This is a genomic window from Acinetobacter sp. CIP 53.82, from assembly GCF_000369465.1.
GTDB classification, from domain to species: Bacteria; Pseudomonadota; Gammaproteobacteria; order Pseudomonadales; family Moraxellaceae; genus Acinetobacter; species Acinetobacter indicus.
The window spans coordinates 488,429-504,730 of record NZ_KB850045.1; the positions used below are offsets into that span (position 1 = coordinate 488,429).

20 protein-coding genes and 1 tRNA gene are annotated in these 16,302 nt (G+C 46.3%); 4 read left to right on the top strand and 17 right to left on the bottom strand.

Annotated features, from left to right (window positions below):
• Positions 1-2: 2 nt before the first annotated feature.
• From F905_RS02785 to F905_RS02800, 4 genes are all read left to right on the top strand, one after another.
• Positions 3-2,012: a transglutaminase TgpA family protein gene (locus tag F905_RS02785; RefSeq protein WP_005176843.1), complete on the top strand. Its 2,010-nt coding sequence runs from the start codon at positions 3-5 to the stop codon at positions 2,010-2,012.
• A 31-nt stretch (positions 2,013-2,043) separates the two neighbouring features.
• Positions 2,044-2,120 (top strand) — tRNA-Val (locus tag F905_RS02790).
• Between the two features lie 210 nt (positions 2,121-2,330).
• A complete protein-coding gene (locus F905_RS02795) occupies positions 2,331-3,335 on the top strand; it encodes a tyrosine-type recombinase/integrase (protein WP_005176852.1) in 1,005 nt (334 codons plus the stop codon).
• Between the two features lie 35 nt (positions 3,336-3,370).
• Positions 3,371-4,177: a phospholipase D-like domain-containing protein gene (locus F905_RS02800; protein ID WP_005176854.1), complete on the top strand. Its 807-nt coding sequence runs from the start codon at positions 3,371-3,373 to the stop codon at positions 4,175-4,177.
• An 18-nt stretch (positions 4,178-4,195) separates the two neighbouring features.
• On the opposite strand, the gene F905_RS02805 is transcribed toward F905_RS02800, so the two are convergent.
• The 17 genes from F905_RS02805 to F905_RS15570 all read right to left on the bottom strand — a co-directional run bounded on the left by F905_RS02805 (position 4,196) and on the right by F905_RS15570 (position 16,157).
• Positions 4,196-4,489: a hypothetical protein gene (locus F905_RS02805; RefSeq protein ID WP_005176856.1), complete on the bottom strand. Its 294-nt coding sequence runs from the start codon at positions 4,487-4,489 to the stop codon at positions 4,196-4,198.
• A 58-nt stretch (positions 4,490-4,547) separates the two neighbouring features.
• Complete coding sequence (locus F905_RS02810; RefSeq protein WP_005176858.1) at positions 4,548-5,939, bottom strand: DEAD/DEAH box helicase; 1,392 nt, start codon at positions 5,937-5,939, stop codon at positions 4,548-4,550.
• Positions 5,929-6,411: a TRM11 family methyltransferase gene (locus F905_RS02815; RefSeq protein ID WP_005176860.1), complete on the bottom strand. Its 483-nt coding sequence runs from the start codon at positions 6,409-6,411 to the stop codon at positions 5,929-5,931. Before F905_RS02815 ends, F905_RS02810 begins: the two co-directional genes overlap by 11 nt.
• Entirely contained in the window at positions 6,401-6,700 is a 300-nt protein-coding gene (locus tag F905_RS02820; protein ID WP_005176863.1) for a hypothetical protein, read from the bottom strand. The genes F905_RS02815 and F905_RS02820 overlap by 11 nt, the downstream gene beginning before the upstream one ends.
• Positions 6,700-7,296 (bottom strand): HNH endonuclease signature motif containing protein, encoded by a 597-nt coding sequence (locus F905_RS02825; RefSeq protein ID WP_005176864.1) that lies wholly within the window; start codon positions 7,294-7,296, stop codon positions 6,700-6,702. The genes F905_RS02820 and F905_RS02825 overlap by 1 nt, the downstream gene beginning before the upstream one ends.
• Entirely contained in the window at positions 7,289-8,008 is a 720-nt protein-coding gene (locus F905_RS02830; protein WP_005176866.1) for an HNH endonuclease signature motif containing protein, read from the bottom strand. The genes F905_RS02825 and F905_RS02830 overlap by 8 nt, the downstream gene beginning before the upstream one ends.
• A gap of 3 nt (positions 8,009-8,011) precedes the next feature.
• Positions 8,012-8,251 (bottom strand): hypothetical protein, encoded by a 240-nt coding sequence (locus F905_RS02835; protein WP_005176872.1) that lies wholly within the window; start codon positions 8,249-8,251, stop codon positions 8,012-8,014.
• Positions 8,248-8,511, bottom strand: coding sequence for a PDDEXK family nuclease (locus F905_RS02840; protein ID WP_005176874.1), 264 nt, complete (start codon positions 8,509-8,511; stop codon positions 8,248-8,250). Before F905_RS02840 ends, F905_RS02835 begins: the two co-directional genes overlap by 4 nt.
• 2 nt (positions 8,512-8,513) lie before the next feature.
• Entirely contained in the window at positions 8,514-9,092 is a 579-nt protein-coding gene (locus F905_RS02845; RefSeq protein ID WP_005176876.1) for a beta clamp domain-containing protein, read from the bottom strand.
• A 4-nt stretch (positions 9,093-9,096) separates the two neighbouring features.
• The gene (locus F905_RS02850; protein WP_005176879.1) at positions 9,097-11,163 is read right to left on the bottom strand and encodes a DNA polymerase; all 2,067 of its coding nucleotides are present in this window, start codon (positions 11,161-11,163) and stop codon (positions 9,097-9,099) included.
• 98 nt (positions 11,164-11,261) lie between these two features.
• Entirely contained in the window at positions 11,262-12,092 is an 831-nt protein-coding gene (locus F905_RS02855; RefSeq protein WP_005176882.1) for a DUF2303 family protein, read from the bottom strand.
• A 41-nt stretch (positions 12,093-12,133) separates the two neighbouring features.
• Positions 12,134-12,460, bottom strand: coding sequence for a hypothetical protein (locus F905_RS02860; RefSeq protein ID WP_005176885.1), 327 nt, complete (start codon positions 12,458-12,460; stop codon positions 12,134-12,136).
• A 62-nt stretch (positions 12,461-12,522) separates the two neighbouring features.
• Positions 12,523-13,074: a DUF2815 family protein gene (locus F905_RS02865; RefSeq protein ID WP_005176892.1), complete on the bottom strand. Its 552-nt coding sequence runs from the start codon at positions 13,072-13,074 to the stop codon at positions 12,523-12,525.
• A gap of 17 nt (positions 13,075-13,091) precedes the next feature.
• Positions 13,092-14,351, bottom strand: a complete 1,260-nt coding sequence (locus tag F905_RS02870; RefSeq protein ID WP_005176894.1) for a DUF2800 domain-containing protein — start codon at positions 14,349-14,351, stop codon at positions 13,092-13,094.
• Between the two features lie 12 nt (positions 14,352-14,363).
• The gene (locus tag F905_RS15355; RefSeq protein ID WP_005176896.1) at positions 14,364-14,537 is read right to left on the bottom strand and encodes a hypothetical protein; all 174 of its coding nucleotides are present in this window, start codon (positions 14,535-14,537) and stop codon (positions 14,364-14,366) included.
• The gene (locus tag F905_RS02875) at positions 14,530-14,949 is read right to left on the bottom strand and encodes a hypothetical protein (protein ID WP_005176899.1); all 420 of its coding nucleotides are present in this window, start codon (positions 14,947-14,949) and stop codon (positions 14,530-14,532) included. Before F905_RS02875 ends, F905_RS15355 begins: the two co-directional genes overlap by 8 nt.
• Before the next feature lie 179 nt (positions 14,950-15,128).
• Entirely contained in the window at positions 15,129-16,157 is a 1,029-nt protein-coding gene (locus tag F905_RS15570; protein ID WP_005176900.1) for a helix-turn-helix domain-containing protein, read from the bottom strand.
• Positions 16,158-16,302: the final 145 nt, after the last annotated feature.

Consider the following 16,302-nt stretch of genomic DNA (forward strand, 5'->3'; position numbering starts at 1 on the left):
AGATGAATTCCAGTATCCGTATTTCGATTCTCTCAAGCCTGGGCCTGCTGTTACTGGCACAGCTGATCTATCTGCCTGTGCTGCTCAGTATAATTTTTATCATCATCCTGATTAGTCTGTATTTCAGTCTGCAGCCCGGGCGTCAGCCGATTGCCAAATACTGGACCTTTAGCCTGATTGCGCTGGCGCTGCTGAGTATTTATTTACAGTACCGCGCCTTTATTGGGGTAGAGGCCGGCGTGGCGGTGTTATCAACCTTTTTATTTGCCAAGGCCCTCGAAACCCGAACCCGGCGCGATGTGATTATCCTGTTCAATTTCGCGCTATTTGTCAGTGCCAGTTCCTTCCTGTTTAGCCAGTCAATCTGGATGGCCTTTATGGTCATTTTAAGCCTGCTCAGTTGTCTGATCGGGCTGTATCGCCTGCAAACCAGCGAATTTGAATACCAGGCTTCGGCTGTACAGGCCTTAAAGCGCGATGCCCGCCATGTGGGACGTTTTGTGCTGTATGCACTGCCATTTTTTGTCTTGCTGTTTATGTTTTTCCCACGGCTGCCGCCGCTGTGGCATATTCCGATTCCGGAAAATAAAGGCATTACCGGAATTAGTGACAGCATGTCGCCGGGCGATATTGCCGAGCTATCGCAATCCAGCGCGCTGGCCTTTCGGATTATTGGCGATGTGCAGCAACTGCCACCACGACATGAGCTGTATTGGCGGGCGATGGTGCTGGATGAATATGATGGCCAGCGCTGGCGTAGCAGCTTTGTTAACCAGCAGCCGTTAATGCGTAGCGATGTATTGCAGCCGGCGCATGCGCGTAGTTTTGATTATCAATATCTGGCGGCTGACCCGGGCGTGCGTTGGGTGATGGGGCTGGAGAAATCGGTACCGCTGGAGCGCCGTTATTATAGCCAGCAGGATTGGGGCATTGTACCGCGGCGTTTAACCCAGCGGGTCGAGCCGATTCCGTTGCGCTGGATCGGCGATATCCAGGCTCAGACCGTGAGTAATGCTCATCTGAATTTACGCATCAATACTCAATTTCCGGTACAGCAGGATCTGCAAGCACAACAATTGGCCCAGCGTTTATTTTTGCACAGCGGACAAGATCCTGAGCGTTATGTACAGCAGGTGCTGCGCTGGTATCGGGAAAATGGCTTTGTATATACCTTAACCCCGGGGCGATTAGGGCAACATCGTGTTGATGAGTTCCTGTTTCAGTCACGTCAGGGCTTTTGTGAACATTATGCTTCCAGTTTTGTGATGCTGATGCGTTATGTCGGAATTCCGGCGCGGGTGGTCACCGGTTATCAGGGTGGAGAGCTGGCCCCAGATGGTAAAAGTTGGGAAGTACGCCAGTTAGATGCGCATGCCTGGACAGAAGTGCTGTTAAACGGCAAATGGCAGCGTTTTGACCCCACAGCAATGATTAGTCCGCAGCGGGTTGAGCAGGGCATGCAAAACCTGATTGCGGAAGATCAGGCGGTATTGGGCGAGCGCGGCAGTGGCTGGACTTATCGGCATTATCATTTAATGAATAAACTGCGTATCTGGAGCGACTATGCCAGCTATCAATGGCAAAGCAAGGTGGTGGGTTATAACGCCGAATCGCAGCGGGGCTGGCTGGCCAAACTGGGACTGCATTCCAGCTATGCCAATATCCTGATGCTGGTACTGACTATTTTAGGTCTGCTGGGGCTATATATGGCCTGGTTGTATTATCAGCATCTTCGCCGGCAGCCAAAACTTGCCCAGCTGTTGCAGACGTTTTCGAAGCCGTTACCGCCTGAATTACAGAAAAAGCCTGCTGAAACGTTTAACATGTGGATGTCTCGTTTGGCGGCTCAGGCTGAGTCACAGCAGCATCATGTGTTTAAGCAGACCGTGCAGTTATATGAGCAGATGCAGTATGCATCTGAGCAGGTTTCTGAGGCAGATTTGAAAAAATTCAAAGCATTGCTGAATTCTTGTGCATCTGCATTGAAAAATCATAGAAAAGGCTTGTCATAAAATTTAAAAGTGAATATGATGCGTCACATATAGGCGTATAGCTCAGTTGGTTAGAGCGCTACGTTGACATCGTAGAGGTCTCCAGTTCGAGTCTGGATATGCCTACCAAATATTTGTCAAGGAAATCAACGACATATATTTTATATCAAAGGTTTATGTCACTGTTTTTACTGCCGTATTGGTCAGCTTGGGGAATCAAATTTCTCAAAATTCGCATTAAAAACCGATTAATATTTCCGCTTTGACACCAAACGACCCCAGGCTAACTGCTTGGGTTTTCGTTTTGGTGCCGTTGCGACTACATATTTTGAGGTCAATATGCAAAAGCCGATTAAACGAGGCAACTCATGGCGCATCACAGTACGCCACAATGGTCAAAGATACAATGCCACCCGTGATACGCAAGAAGAATGTATCAAGTGGGCCAAACTTAAATTAATTGAACTTCAAACCCGAGACGCGGTTTCCAAAGAGCAATTAATTCACCTCACATTTAAAGAACTGTTCGAAAAATACTACGCAGATGTTGGTTCAAAGATGCGTGGCTATGTGTTCATCAAACAGCAATTAGGCTCCTTCGAAAAATACTGGGGCAAACTAGCACATCAATCTATTCACGAAATCACCCCTCAAAAAATTACCAAGTGGCGCAATGATCGTTTAAAAGAAGTTTCGCCCGGTACTGTCCAACGTCAGATGTGCCTTTACAGCTCCGTGTTCACCTATGCAGTTAGAGAGCTATTCCTGCTGAAACAAAACCCATTTAGCCTGGTGCAGAAACCAACTAAGCCCGCCGCCCGTTCCCGATTGATTTCTGATGATGAAATTGACGATATCCTTTTAGGGTTAGGGTACTCACATGGCATGCGCCCTTTTTTACCATCGCATTATGTAGGCTGGGCTTTTATCTTCGCTATGGAAACCGCAATGCGCCGTGGAGAGATTATTCGGATTACCCGGGATAACATCCACGAAGATCACATCCATTTACCGATGACCAAGAACGGATCCGCACGTGACGTACCGCTATCTAAAAGAGCCAAAGAGTTACTAAGCCTAGTGCCGGATAACGGTAATAAATTGATTCCCCATAATGACAATTCTTTCCGATTGCTTTGGGAGCGTAATTTGCGCCGCGTTGGTTTAAATGGCGTGGTGCATTTTCATGATACAAGGCATGTGGCGATTACTCGTTTGGTAAATAACCAAAAGCTACCAGTAGAAATTCTGGCAAAGGTTACTGGGCATAAAACCATAAACACTTTAATTAATACTTATTACAATCCTAAGCCATCCGACATTGCCAGAATGTTAGATGCGTGAAATTATAAGCCCCATTGATTTTGGGGCTTTTTAATATGCAAATTTCACTTTTATCGATTAATGAAATAGCTAAAGTTATAAATGGCGATGATAGACTGGAAAGAAGGTCGGGTCCTGAATTAGTCGAGCTTTTTAATTTTATCGGTTTTGAGGATGATTATTGGGCCTTAAATAATCAAGGTTTATTTGGCAGAAGAGCTGACTATACAAAAGAAAAATTATTAGAAATCAATGGTAAAAATGAACTTGTGCAGCTTATAGAAATTTTGGTGGATGATCGCCAAGTGCAAAACGTAGATGAAGTCGCGGATGCCTTAAATAAAATTTTAAAACATGATAAATACCAACTTATAAAAAATACTGATGGCGTCTATAGATTAGTAGGTGAAGGAGTGCCTGAAGACACTAAGGTTACCCCTGTTTTTGATGGTATAGAAAAAGAAATAATTGATTATATTTGTTCAGCTAAATATTCGATTTGGGTCGCCGTAGCTTGGGTTACCTCGCGCCCTATAGCTACCGCACTTTATGCCCAACACAAAAACGGATTAAATGTACGAATAGTGGTTAATGACGATGATCTGACGGATAGTCATGGTATAAAGTTTCAAAATACTGGTATTGAGTATTATAAAATTTCTCCGCAAAGTCAGGATTTCAAAAATCTAATGCACCATAAATTTTGTATTCTTGACTTGAAAAGAGTAATTACGGGATCTTTTAATTGGACAAATCGAGCAGGTTATAATAACGAAAATATAGCTGTAATTGAGAATAGGGAGAAGGCTGAGTCTTTTGCTGATGAATTCTTGAAATTGATCGGTAATTTTGAAAGAAAATAAAAGGGCGCTAGGCCCTTTTTAATTTTTACGTCTTGAGTTTCGTTTACCCGATACGAGATGCATATTTTCCAGTATCGGTACGACTTCTTTAGGGTCATAAAGGTGTTTGTTTTCTGATCCCTTGTTAAATTCACCGACCTTTTCGATGATTGTTTTTCGTGACAGGTTAAAGCGTTCTGCAAGCCATGCTGCGGTAACCCGATTCGGCAATTCTTCGCGTTTCACTTCAACGATTGTGGCATTGCCGATCTTATCTCCCAGATAGAAACGAGGGGGCGTATCGGATTCAACAACGACGATATATTTTCCCATCAGCCCATCTCTCCCAAACTCAAAACCACTTCTTCAGGTAAATCACTGCCTTTCTCAATTACGCACATTTCTTTTTCATTGCCTCCATTAATAAATCCTGTACTTCGCGTTTGCTTTCTCTGCGCTGCATAACCACGGTATCCATCGTGTCTTTGGTTACGATGTGGTGGATAAATACCGGTCTGTCATGCCCGGCTTGTGCTTGGCGAGTCGGCCCGATACGCTCAATAATTTGCTGGTACTCTTCGAGATTCCACCAATGGGAAAAGAACACCAGGATATTGCCGCCGTCTTGCAGATTCAGACCGTGGCCTGCACTCTGCGGATGTGCGAACATCACCGGGATTTTCCCCTTATTCCAATCGCTGATTGTTTTCGGGTTTTTATCCAGTTGTCGGCCTTGTGGAAAAGCCTTCATCAAACGTTCAAGGTCGCTTTTCCAGTGGTATGAAACGAGCACTGGCATGCCTGCGGCCTCTTCAATAATCGACTCTAAAGCCTGCAATTTCAGATCGTGAATTGGTTCCCATGAGCCGTTTTCATCGGTATAAAGTGCGCCACTGGCAATCTGCAAACACTTCATTGTTTTGGACGCTGCGTTAAATGCTTCGACTTCAATGGAGTCTGAAAGCTCAATGAACATTTCGTTTTCCATTTCGTCATAAACTTTTCGTGCTTTGCTGGTCAGCTCAACCTCAATGACGTTCACAATTGGTTCGTCTATGTTGAAATGGTCTTTAGCTTCAAGCGAAATGCAGATGTCTTTTAGCTTTCCGTGGATTTCATCTTGCGAGTGTTTAAAAGGTACAAGCTGAATTGCGTGTCGATCTGCGCCGACCTGGATGGTCTGGAACCAACGCGCAGTAAAGGCATTGAAACTGGTGCCAAGGCGACTACCGCGGTCTAAAAACCATACTTGGCCCCACAAATCTTTAAGGCCGTTCGGGGCAGGCGTACCGGTTAGAGCAATAAAGCGCTTCACGTATTTGTGAGCAACTTTGCCCAGCGCTTTGGCACGTTTTGACCCCTGGCTTACACGGAAACCTTTTAGCTTTGTGCTTTCATCTGCAACCACTTTGGTAAAGGGCCATTTGCTGCCCAGGTGTTCAACCAACCACGGCAGATTTTCATAGTTGATTGTATAAACATGTGCTTTCTGGCGAAGTGCTGCTTCACGTTCTTTGGGCGTACCAACAACAGCAACGATCTTAAAGTTCTCCAGGTGCTGCCACTTGCAAGCTTCGTCCGGCCATGTGCTAGCTGCAACTCGCAAAGGCGCAACGACCAGAGCAGGGCCGGGTTCGAACATTTCCAGCAGCTCAAGTGCTGTCAGTGTCGAAATAGTCTTGCCCATCCCCATGCCTGCGAAGACACCGCAACGCGGATTATCGAGAATGTGCTCGATAATCGCATCTTGGTATGGGCGAGGAGTGAAAGGTTTAGCGTTCATGGCATACATCCTTCATAAAAGTAATCCAGTGCGTATTTGCTCGTTTTCCACTGATATGTCCAAAAACTGGCTTTTGTTCTGTTAATCCCAAAATTTCACTGACTTTTATCTGCGTTTCGTTCCACTTAAAAATCAGCACACCATCATTGGCCAACACACGGAAACACTCAGCAAAACCTTTTCGAATATCTTCGCGCCAATCCTCTTGCAGCTTTCCGTATTTCAAAGCTAACCAAGATTGCTTGCCTGCTTTGATTAAATGTGGCGGGTCAAAAACCACTAACTTAAATTGACCATCATTAAATGGCATATCACGGAAATCCATTTCAATATCAGGCGATACCTCAAGAGAGCGACCATCACATAAAATGTGTTTTTCTGTACGAATATCCCCGAATACTACATTTGGATTTTGTCGATCAAAGTGCATCATGCGAGAGCCACAGCAAGGGTCTAGGATTTTAGCTGTCATGACTTTGCTCCTGTGCTTCGATCATGAACCACCAAATTTCATTCGGCTTAATTGCTGTAGCATCAACAAAATAGTCCCAATCACAACCATGATCACCCATCCATAAATTATCTAAATAGCTTCTTAGTCTGTCTTTGAATTCTCGATTCGGCTCTTTTGGCACCAAAACAAACCCTTCCGGCACCGCTTGAGTTTTGGCTAACTCACGACAAGCTAAATCAAAACCGTATTTGAATTGCTGCGGCTTACCATCGTATCCACAGCGTTTTTTTAATTTTTCGATATCCATCACGCTTTTCCTTTTTCAAATTGGTGGATGCGGTGTTTCACTTTGGCCATCGCAATACAGGTTTCGTTTGTTGCAGGGGTTACCAAGTGCTTGTATGACTGATTTAGTCGGACTAATTCGCCCCTGGAAATCAGTTCCAGATTCTCAAGTCGGCAATCCTGCGTATTTGTATTTTTGAAAATAAGCACCCGGCCTTTCGGGATAGGCCCGTAGGCCTGCTGCCAGATATGACGGTGCTTCAGTTCAAATTTGTTCGGCTCTGCGACTTTTACTTCTACATAACCATCGCGGGTAACACGTTCATAGCCGACCGGTTTTTTATTCCAGGTCGTTTGCCCTTTCTTAAAAGAAGTAGCGTTTGCTTTCATCAAACCTTTGGTGCCGGTATTCCAAGGCTTATGGCCTTTTTCAAGGCGACCTGTGCGACCGGTTAAGGCCCCGATACGTTCGCATTTACGACTCAACACTCTGCGACTGATATTTGTTCCGAACTTTTTATTGAAAAGAACGGTCATCTCTTCACGTAACATTGTTTTATGTGCGTGTAGAAATTCGACCATTTCGTCGGTGTAAACTAACCGAATTCCTTTAGGCATCTTGCTTTTCCTTCTGGTAAATCTTGTGATCAATCTGGGCCATGGTTAAAAGCAGCGGTTTTACGTCATTGTCGGCTGTGTGATGTTTATATCGCTGTGCCAAAATACCCGTAACGCCACGGTGAATAGCAATCAGGTTCTCATGATCAAAATTCTGATCGTTGCCGTCTTTAAACTTAATCACGTGGTGCTCCGGGATACGTCCATAATGCTTTTCGTAAATTACGTGATGCTTTAAGCGGTACTCATTCGGCATTGCTGTTTTGATATAGACTCTGCCGCGTTTATCCGGCTTGGTTTCGTACCCGACTGGCTGAGTGACGAAGTTGACGCCTTTGCGCCAGCCTTCATGCTCTCCGAAACGTCCGGTGCGCTTTGAGCTAAATCCGCGGCGAGTACACAGATTCACGAGTGCTACATAGGTCATGCATAGACCAAACTTTTCATTGACCGTGGCAACCAGTTCTTTACGCGGCATATCGCGGTTATCGCTTATGAACTGGATTACTTCCGGCGCGTAATGTGAACCGCCTTTTGATTTACGACCGGTCAGCCAGCGGTTACGTTTGCACAGTGAGTTCATCGCGTACAGGGTAACGTCAGTACGGCCGAACTTTTCCACGAACTCAGCGTACATTTCGGTACGCGGACGTTTGTGATTGGCTTCTACAAAAGCCAATTCTTCAGCCGAATACTGATTAGGACGGCCCATGTCTTAACCCTCAATTAGCTTTGGAACTGTGCGGCTTTCTGGCGGCAGCAACTTCTGAGCATCAATCACCAGCTGGTTTACTGCTACGATCTGCGCGGCGGTATCGTTAACCATTTTTGCCTGTTTAAAGCGCATTTCGATTTCCGCATCGGGCAGCTCTTCACCGTCTTTATCTGTCAGATCGTTTAGGCGTTCCAGCTGTGCCATTAAAATATTGTGCACGTCGCTGATTTTGTTTTTCATTTCAGTAAATCCTGTATTTGTTCAATCGAGTCGATCACCTCAATTCGTTGCCCCATGTTTCGCATGCGTTCATGCTCACGTGCTTGGGCAGGAGTAGGTTTTTCACCTGGTGCTTTAAGCTCTGCCCAAAACGAATTGCCCTTGATCATCACCAACCGGTCGGGGGCACTATTTCGACCGATCCATTTAACTTTTCTTACTTCACCGCCTAGTGCTTTGACTTGCTGCACCAGGGCTTTTTCAATTTGTGATTCGCGCATGGTTAAGCACGTAAAGGCATTACCACGCCTTTGGCATGGTCAAAATTGGTTTCTTTAAAAGTAACCAAAGCTGCTGAGTTCGCACCGGTAGGATGTAAAAGCGCGAGTAACCCCTTGCCACCGAGCGCTTTTTGTACTTTTTGGAAGTCCTGCACGTACGACCAGTTAAATTGTGGGTAGATACCGTTGTACTCGGGCTCAACTGCACGCGGGAAAATGCGCTGCCAATCCGGGTACTTCGCATCGTGGCCGACAAAAGATTCTTTAACGGTTAAGGGGTCGAAGCGTAATTCACCTTCACGTGTTCTCGGATTGAAGATTAAACGGCAATCTCCTTTGCGGTTTTTGGCCGGGAGTTTCTTTAAAAAGTAATTTACTGATTCAGTCGGGATGATGATCTGGGGCAATTCTTTGCTCACATTTTCGAGCGCGCATGCAAAACCACGGTGGCCATCTGTAGACACGATGTGGCCTTTGTCGATCGCAACACCGCACAGGTAAAAACGCACATCGTTTACTGCAGCACAAATTGTTGAAGCAGCAAGCAGTTGCATAGGGATTTCAAGTTCAATGTTTTCCATTTCATTAGTCCTTTCTGTAGCGATAAGATTCAAAACCCGCTGCTGCCAATGGCAAATCGCTGGCCCATTGGGGATTAGCAGCAAGCAGTTTGGATAAGTGTTCGTGGTTAAATTCAGGTGAATCAGGCGTTTCGGTAATTACTTCATCGTGTACCGATAAAATAATTTCGTAATCTTCTGCTTCGATTTTCGGCATGTTGTATGCCAGTACGTCACGGGAAAATGCTTGTGTGATGTTCTCCGCCAGCTTTCCGCCATAGGTGTACAGACGTTTCCATTTACGGGAGTACTGGCAAATCCCCATATAAGAAATGCGGCCGTCTTGTTCAACACGAGCTGCCGGGTAGCAAAGGAAGCGACCGCTTGGCAGTTTGATCAAAAGCCAATTGCCTTTTTTCATCAGTACAACCTTGCGGCATAGATATGAATTACCCGGATTGAGCAATGCTTTGATCGCTGTGTTCTTTAGCTCAGTCCACCACGCAGAGATATTCGGGTGTGCATATCGCCACGAGCGTTTAAACGAATCGCAAACTAACCATGTGTCGCGCTTTAAGCCAAAGGTGCTGCGACGTTCTTTTTTGTGCCATTCGTACGCTCGGATTGCTTCATTCAATACGCCGCGGTCGATGCTGTTCAGTGCCAGTTCCGCCATGGCATCAAGATCAAGACCATATACTGCTGCGAAAGTTAGGAATGCGCCGACACCGCCTTCATACCCTAATGCCAACTCTTGGACTTTACCGACCTGGCGTTGTTCTTTATCCACGGTTTCAGGCGGTACGTTGAACGACTTGGAATACGCCACTTTATAAAGGTCGTGGCCTTTACCAGCGTCAAAATCGCGGAACGCTTGGTTTTTCCATTCTTCACCAGCGAGCCAAGCCAATCCGCGGCCTTCAATATTCGATAAGTCCGTGATGACAAACTTTTTGCCTTTTGGTGCTACGATGCTGCCGCGGATAGCAGAGGAAGTAAGTTCCATCACGTTATCCACAAATAGATCGGCGCAGCCTGCTTTTAAGGCTTCGATTCCGAAGTCAATATCGTCCTGCTTAAGTGCCGGTCTAGGTAGGTTTTGGGGTTGGAAGGTGCGGCCAGCCCATCGGCCGGTGCGTGATGCTCCGTTAAATTGCAAAGTGCCGCGGAGACGCCCATCGGAGTTTGTAGCCAAACTAAGTGCTTTGTACTTGGCTGTACTCGTAGTCGAGGCTTGTAAACGGATTGCAATAAGTTCTCGTACTGCAACTGGAATCGACTCATCATTAAGTCTTCGCTCAAGTGTTGCTTTCTGCATGTCGGGTAGCGTGACTCCGTACACGCTGAGAATGTGTTTGAGCAGTGCATCGCGTTGCGTGGCTGCTTCAACTTCGCCATTGGTCATTTCCTTTGTTTGTTGTGCTAAAACCTTCTGGGCTTGCGCAACTGCTTCCATAGCAGATTGCACAAGGTCAAGGTCGATGCTCACGCCGCGGTCGTTAATCTTCTGGTCCAGATGCCAGAGCGCTAATTCCGAATTACGATAGTTCCATTTCGGCATTTTTTTACGCAGTTCGCGCATGGCCAAAATATCGTTTTTGGCATAAGCCAGGAACTCAGCCCATTTTTCAGGATGCGTTTCACTGGTAGCGCGGCGGTGTACGCGGTTGGCAGGCTGCGGTTTGCAGAAAAGCTGAATCAGTTGCTTACCGGCTTTATCTTTTGCCTTGTCCGCTTCGATACCAAAAATTTCACACAGGGTATCGAGGCCGCCCGGTAAAGAATGGCTCAGCGCTTGGACCATGGTGTCTTCCCAGCGTTCAATTTTCAGATCGTACTGAGGCATCGCATGGCGCAATACGGTACGGTCGAATCCGGAATTGTGCGCGAGCAATTTCACATCTGGGTTGCGGAGCAGGGCATCTAGCTCTTTGCTCATTGGACCCGCTGTTAAGTCTTCGACCTGTACTTCGCCTTCACCTAACGCCCATGCGAAAATCATCACTTCGACATTTTCGGCGTAGGCGTGCGTACCGTTTTTAATCGGCGTTTCGCTGTACGTTTCGAGGTCGAGGAATAATTCGAGTTGCATATTTAAATTTCCTTTTTGCTTTGGTGAAATAAACGCAGAGGGTCAGCTATACATTTATTTCCCAAAGCAACCGCCGAAGCGGGTGCTGAGATTTGGGATTAAGGAGTAAATTCACCTTGGAAGATGCGACCTTGGCCGGCTAATTTTTCAGTCAGAATGCCTTTGAACTCGTCCGCCAAAGATTCGTTCAACGCTTCTTCACCAACAATGCGCAGTACAAAACCAGGCGCATCATCGTTATTGGCAGAAATACGAAGCGATAATTTCACGCTACGAGGATTCAGGCCGTGGTAGCACTCGGTGTGCAAAAGGAAGAAATGCGGTAGATTTTCATCAACACCGGTTGCTTCTAGTTTTTCCAAAGCGCTCACCTGGTGGCCGAAATCGCGCACTTGGCTGTCTAATTCCGAACCTTTGGTGATTTTTACTTTGCGCAGTGCGCGAATCGCTTTGTCCAGTTCGACTTCACCCTGTTCGGTGTGCGCTGAGAGGAAATCAGCCCAGTCATCAACGATGTCAATCAGTTGCTGCTGGCGAATGCGATTACCGTTTATGCCTTCGAAACGTGCAAATTCAGCTTTCTTTTCTAAAGTCAAAGTTGCAGTGTCATCGCCGTGTCCCGGGGTGAAAACGTCCCCAAGGTTTAAGAAAGTACGTGCCTTTAAGCCGCGGGTAGTCTCGATGTACGTTTGCACGTTTTCATCATTACTGCCGTTGCGATAACCAACATACTCAACGAAAGAAGAGATTGAGCTGGTTTGGTACGCGCCACGGTAGCGGTCACGACCGTCGTTGAAACGTTCCGTGCTGTGAAGTTTGAAGCCTTCCGGCAAAATAGCGATTGACGCCGCACCGTTTACCTGCACGGGTAGATTTGCTTGTGCTGCTACCGCTAAATCCGCGATTTGTTTTACTGCTGCTTGTTCCATAGGTTTTGCTCTTAGTTAAGTTATGGTTGGAAAGAGGTTGATTAGTCCATGTAGTCGTGCGCTTTGGCAGAATTCGGCATGATTGAAATGCCGCCGCCGTGCAGTACGTGCATTGGGGTTGCACCTTCGACCAATTCAGCACGATGGCCCTTAGAAGTCGGCGTTTTGTAATCCAGTGAATGGGCAATGTTCACTTGGCTGGTGTCAGCGATTTGCTTGATTTTCAGCTTGATAGTGACTTCACCTTGTTTGCCGTTTGCGATTACACCGGCCGCCACATCGGTCAAGATGGCGCCGAGTTGCTTTTCGAATACTCCGGCGTTTAATTCACCGATAAAATCAGATACATCAGTAGGTTTTGCGCTCATTTTTAATTCTCACTTTGGGTTTGTCGGAAAGGGTTGCCCTGATTGCTCAGGGCAGTTTGGGATTAAGCCAGTAGCGGATCGTCTGCGAAATCATCTGCAGCCAGGTCGTCAAATTCATCTTCAGAAGCTGCGCCGCCACCAGCGAAGGCGTCACCGTCTTTGAGGAATTGCACGCCGCGCAGGGAAGCGTTAATGCGTTTGCCGAAAGAGTTATCTTGTGCCCACAGTTCAATCGATGCGTTCACGTAGCAACCGGCGTACGGTTTGCCATCTGCTGAGTCCAGCGGGGTTTTGTCGCGGTCAATGATTAACGGACGGGTTTTGTTGCTGGCATTGATGAACATATTGCCTTCATAGCCCGCAAGGTCAGCTTTGGTATCGCCATCGTGTAAAGCCAATTTGTCCTGGGCTTCCAGACCTTTTTTGATTTGAGGCCATTTAGCGCCCCATTTCGCTTCACCGACTTTTTCAATTGCGGCTTTGATTTCTTTAACAGCAGCGTGGTCTGGTGCCATCAGGAAAGCTGCGCTGAATGTCGGTTCGCCGCCGTTTACAGATTCAGCTTTGAAAAGTTTCGGGAACGCTAAGCGAACGTTAGTTAATTTTGCTTTCATGTGTTTGTTTCCTTTAATTAAACAGTTTCAAAATCGTTGAATGGGTTTACTTCAAGCGCCGGGCGCTTATCGGATTCAGGTGCGACAGTTGGTTTTCCGTCTGGACGCACAATAAGGTCTTGAACTTTTGACCATTGGCGTGGGCCAATGACACCGGCCTTTTGCAGCTTTTCTGCATTGGTCGGGGAAATCAGTTTTAAGTCGTACATATCTTCGACTTTCAGGCGCATACCTTTCAGCACTTGCTCGGCTTCTTCTGCATTTGACCAGGTGCGGTTACCTGCACGGCCTTGAACCAATTTGAAACCTGGAACTTGCTCACCGCCGTGTAATTTGTCAGTCACCGCAATGGATACTGCTTTAGACCACGATTCGATCAGCGGCAGTGCTGCGTATAGCTTCGCCAGCGTCTGGTTTTCATGCTGCGGTACGTCTTCTACTGCTTGCTTGAGTTCAGCTTCTAAATCACACGCGCTTAGATCATCAAATTCACCTGCCACGGTTTCAATCACAGCTTTGGTCAGGGCAGGGCAAGAGGCTTTTGCTTTACACCAGTGGCATTGTTTTTCGCCCGGGTTCAACATGTCCTTTTCTTGGAAAAGGGCCGTACCTGCATCAATCGCTTTGATCATCTGCACTGTGTTTTTTGCACGGTGCGCGAAGTCATATAATTCTTCGATTGTCACCACCGATTCAGATACATGACCTAATCGCGGTTGGTGGATAACAAGTCGTGCATGGGTAAAATCGCCGAACATTCCGAAATCGCTTAACGCACCCAGCGCATACAATTTCAATTGCTCATTGCCTTCTGCATCGACCTTTACGCCGCGGCCATATTTCAGGTCGTGGATCTGGATTTCTGTCTGCCCGATGATGATCGCGTCACCAGTGCCGAAAGCATTCTCAGCGTCAATAAAGCTTGAGAAATTCACTCGCTGTTCGACCAGCAGTTCATTGCCTTCGGCTTGCGAGCGAACCGCATCCACGTACTTTTGAACGAACTCGGCCATTTCCAGGTCAACCATGAAGCCAGAACGGGTTTCTGCTGCTTCCTGGTCCCATTCCGCATTGCCTTTTTTGATCACGATGAAGCAGTTCAAAAAGTCAGTTGCGTTGCGGTCGCGTTCCAGGCATTCAGATGCCAGGAAGTGAGCTGCGGTTCCCTCGTCGGCATGCGCCGATGAAGTATTTGCCATGTCTTTTTCCATGATCATGCTGCCTGGGCACGATAACCAACGGTGGGCAGCAGATGGGCTGAATTTCGCATGTGCCATGTCTTCAGCTCCTTAACCATAGTAGGTGGTGAACGTCATGTAGCTGATTGCACTGGCTACGATGAGGATCATTAAAATTGCGGTGATCAATTCGCCGCGTGTTAAAAGCGGTTGGTGCTTTGGTTTTGCAAAATCCGACGCTTGCAGACGTTTTGCACAAAGCTGGTCAAGTTTGTGGTTACGCATCTGCTGTCTCCAGAGTTTCTTCAGTCATTGCGACTACTGCCGCATACTGGTCCGGACGGATTGCAGAAACGTTTGCAACAGCGAAGTGCGATAGGATGCGTTGCAGTTCGCTACGTGATTTTTTGGCAACTTGCATCAGTGCGCTTTTCACATCATCAGCGGTGAAAGTCGGAGCGTCAGTTTGTTCAGCATCCTGCAATTCATCCCGCACCTGACTCGATTGTTCCTCTACAACCGATGCGACTGGCGCTTCTGTCAATACAGGTTCAAATTGCGCTTCGCCGACCTGTTTGCCAAAAACGAAGTCTTCGAGCTTCGTTACTTCGGCGATGATGTCTTCCGCAGTGGTTTTGCCTGCTTCGATGAAGGATTGGCACATTGCTACGCGCCAGTTTTTTACGTCTTGAATCATTTTCTTATACCATCAGTAAAAATGTTATGAGGCAAATATAAATATGAATCTAAACCGATGCAAGGAAAATTTATACCAAAGATCAAAATATTTCATATACCATTGATATTTATTTACATTTATTTTTGTATAGGCAATAAAAAACCGCCCATTGCGGGCGGTCTTCTAAATCTTTTTTACTATCTTCTTAATTTTCTTATGTGGTCAATCACAGTTGCGATGATCTGAATGTTCTGGAATCGGGAGTCTAATTTCGCGTAATTATCGTTGATCGGGATTAATTCAAAATACTCGCGGCCATTTTCATCAAAGCCTCTCGGCTTATATTTTTTGAATGTTGCTTCGTGGCCATCGTTTTGTGCGATTACGAAATCGCCGGGCATTGGTTTGACATCCGGATCGACGATAATTTTATCCCCTGGCTTAAATTCTGGATACATACTGTCCCCGACAATTTCCAGGGCAAATGCGTACCTCCCGAGGTCATGGGCGTACGTTGCTACGAACTGATCTTGCGCGTTTAATACGGCTTCTTTAAAACTTCCGGCTTGAACAAAACTAATCAATGGGACTAACCTGATGCCATTTTCTTGGATTTTTTGAACGTTTTTAATGTCACTGGTTAATTGTTTTTCTACAGCAGATTCAATATCTTGCTTAATTTCATCAACCAGATTAGGGTTTTCATTTTCTAATTGTTCAAGTGCTTTTTGCAACCGTGTATCGCTAATTTTTCTACCAATTGCGTCAAATGCCGTCGCGGCAATTGCACCTGCGGCGAGGCCTATTGGTCCTGCAACAGCGCCTAATGTTGCGCCAGCTGCTATTCCGCCTATGCCTGTTCCGGCGATGTACCCTAAAGCCGTGCGTGCTTTATTCACTTCGCTGATCATTTCACCTTCGCCGGTGACTAGCCAAGTGAAATCAGTACCGGTGTACTCTGCGATTTTCTCTAGGGTCTCTTTGCTGACTCTTCCTTTCTTCCAGTTGTTCGGGGCTGTGACCGTTAATCCAACCTCTTGAGCTAATGCCGACCAGGATATTTTTCTACCAATTTTGGCAGCTTTATAGTCCTTTGCCTGCTCAATCCTGGCGGCGATCCCGGTAAGTGGGCGGGAGTTTATTGCGACGTTCATTACGCCATCTTTAATCTCCGCGTGGTTAGTTTTAAGCGCATCTTCATTAATTACATACTTTTTAGTAGTCATTCGCCCCATCCCTTAAACTTATCGCCCAAAAAACAAGCGTGCCTCTTAACCGGTTGCGTGATTCGTAAGTCTAATTAAAAGAAAAACGTCTTATCTTTTATTAATTATACATTATGTATAAGCCGCTACCTAAATATTTATTTTT

Bases quoted from the DNA above. Each gene is read 5' to 3' on its own strand.
- F905_RS02785 (WP_005176843.1), top strand. From the start codon at position 3: ATGAATTCCAGTATCCGTATTTCGATTCTCTCAAGCCTGGGCCTGCTG.
- F905_RS02795 (WP_005176852.1), top strand. From the start codon at position 2,331: ATGCAAAAGCCGATTAAACGAGGCAACTCATGGCGCATCACAGTACGC.
- F905_RS02800 (WP_005176854.1), top strand. From the start codon at position 3,371: ATGCAAATTTCACTTTTATCGATTAATGAAATAGCTAAAGTTATAAAT.
- F905_RS02805 (WP_005176856.1), bottom strand. From the start codon at position 4,489: ATGGGAAAATATATCGTCGTTGTTGAATCCGATACGCCCCCTCGTTTC.
- F905_RS02810 (WP_005176858.1), bottom strand. From the start codon at position 5,939: ATGAACGCTAAACCTTTCACTCCTCGCCCATACCAAGATGCGATTATC.
- F905_RS02815 (WP_005176860.1), bottom strand. From the start codon at position 6,411: ATGACAGCTAAAATCCTAGACCCTTGCTGTGGCTCTCGCATGATGCAC.
- F905_RS02820 (WP_005176863.1), bottom strand. From the start codon at position 6,700: ATGGATATCGAAAAATTAAAAAAACGCTGTGGATACGATGGTAAGCCG.
- F905_RS02825 (WP_005176864.1), bottom strand. From the start codon at position 7,296: ATGCCTAAAGGAATTCGGTTAGTTTACACCGACGAAATGGTCGAATTT.
- F905_RS02830 (WP_005176866.1), bottom strand. From the start codon at position 8,008: ATGGGCCGTCCTAATCAGTATTCGGCTGAAGAATTGGCTTTTGTAGAA.
- F905_RS02835 (WP_005176872.1), bottom strand. From the start codon at position 8,251: ATGAAAAACAAAATCAGCGACGTGCACAATATTTTAATGGCACAGCTG.
- F905_RS02840 (WP_005176874.1), bottom strand. From the start codon at position 8,511: ATGCGCGAATCACAAATTGAAAAAGCCCTGGTGCAGCAAGTCAAAGCA.
- F905_RS02845 (WP_005176876.1), bottom strand. From the start codon at position 9,092: ATGGAAAACATTGAACTTGAAATCCCTATGCAACTGCTTGCTGCTTCA.
- F905_RS02850 (WP_005176879.1), bottom strand. From the start codon at position 11,163: ATGCAACTCGAATTATTCCTCGACCTCGAAACGTACAGCGAAACGCCG.
- F905_RS02855 (WP_005176882.1), bottom strand. From the start codon at position 12,092: ATGGAACAAGCAGCAGTAAAACAAATCGCGGATTTAGCGGTAGCAGCA.
- F905_RS02860 (WP_005176885.1), bottom strand. From the start codon at position 12,460: ATGAGCGCAAAACCTACTGATGTATCTGATTTTATCGGTGAATTAAAC.
- F905_RS02865 (WP_005176892.1), bottom strand. From the start codon at position 13,074: ATGAAAGCAAAATTAACTAACGTTCGCTTAGCGTTCCCGAAACTTTTC.
- F905_RS02870 (WP_005176894.1), bottom strand. From the start codon at position 14,351: ATGGCACATGCGAAATTCAGCCCATCTGCTGCCCACCGTTGGTTATCG.
- F905_RS15355 (WP_005176896.1), bottom strand. From the start codon at position 14,537: ATGCGTAACCACAAACTTGACCAGCTTTGTGCAAAACGTCTGCAAGCG.
- F905_RS02875 (WP_005176899.1), bottom strand. From the start codon at position 14,949: ATGATTCAAGACGTAAAAAACTGGCGCGTAGCAATGTGCCAATCCTTC.
- F905_RS15570 (WP_005176900.1), bottom strand. From the start codon at position 16,157: ATGACTACTAAAAAGTATGTAATTAATGAAGATGCGCTTAAAACTAAC.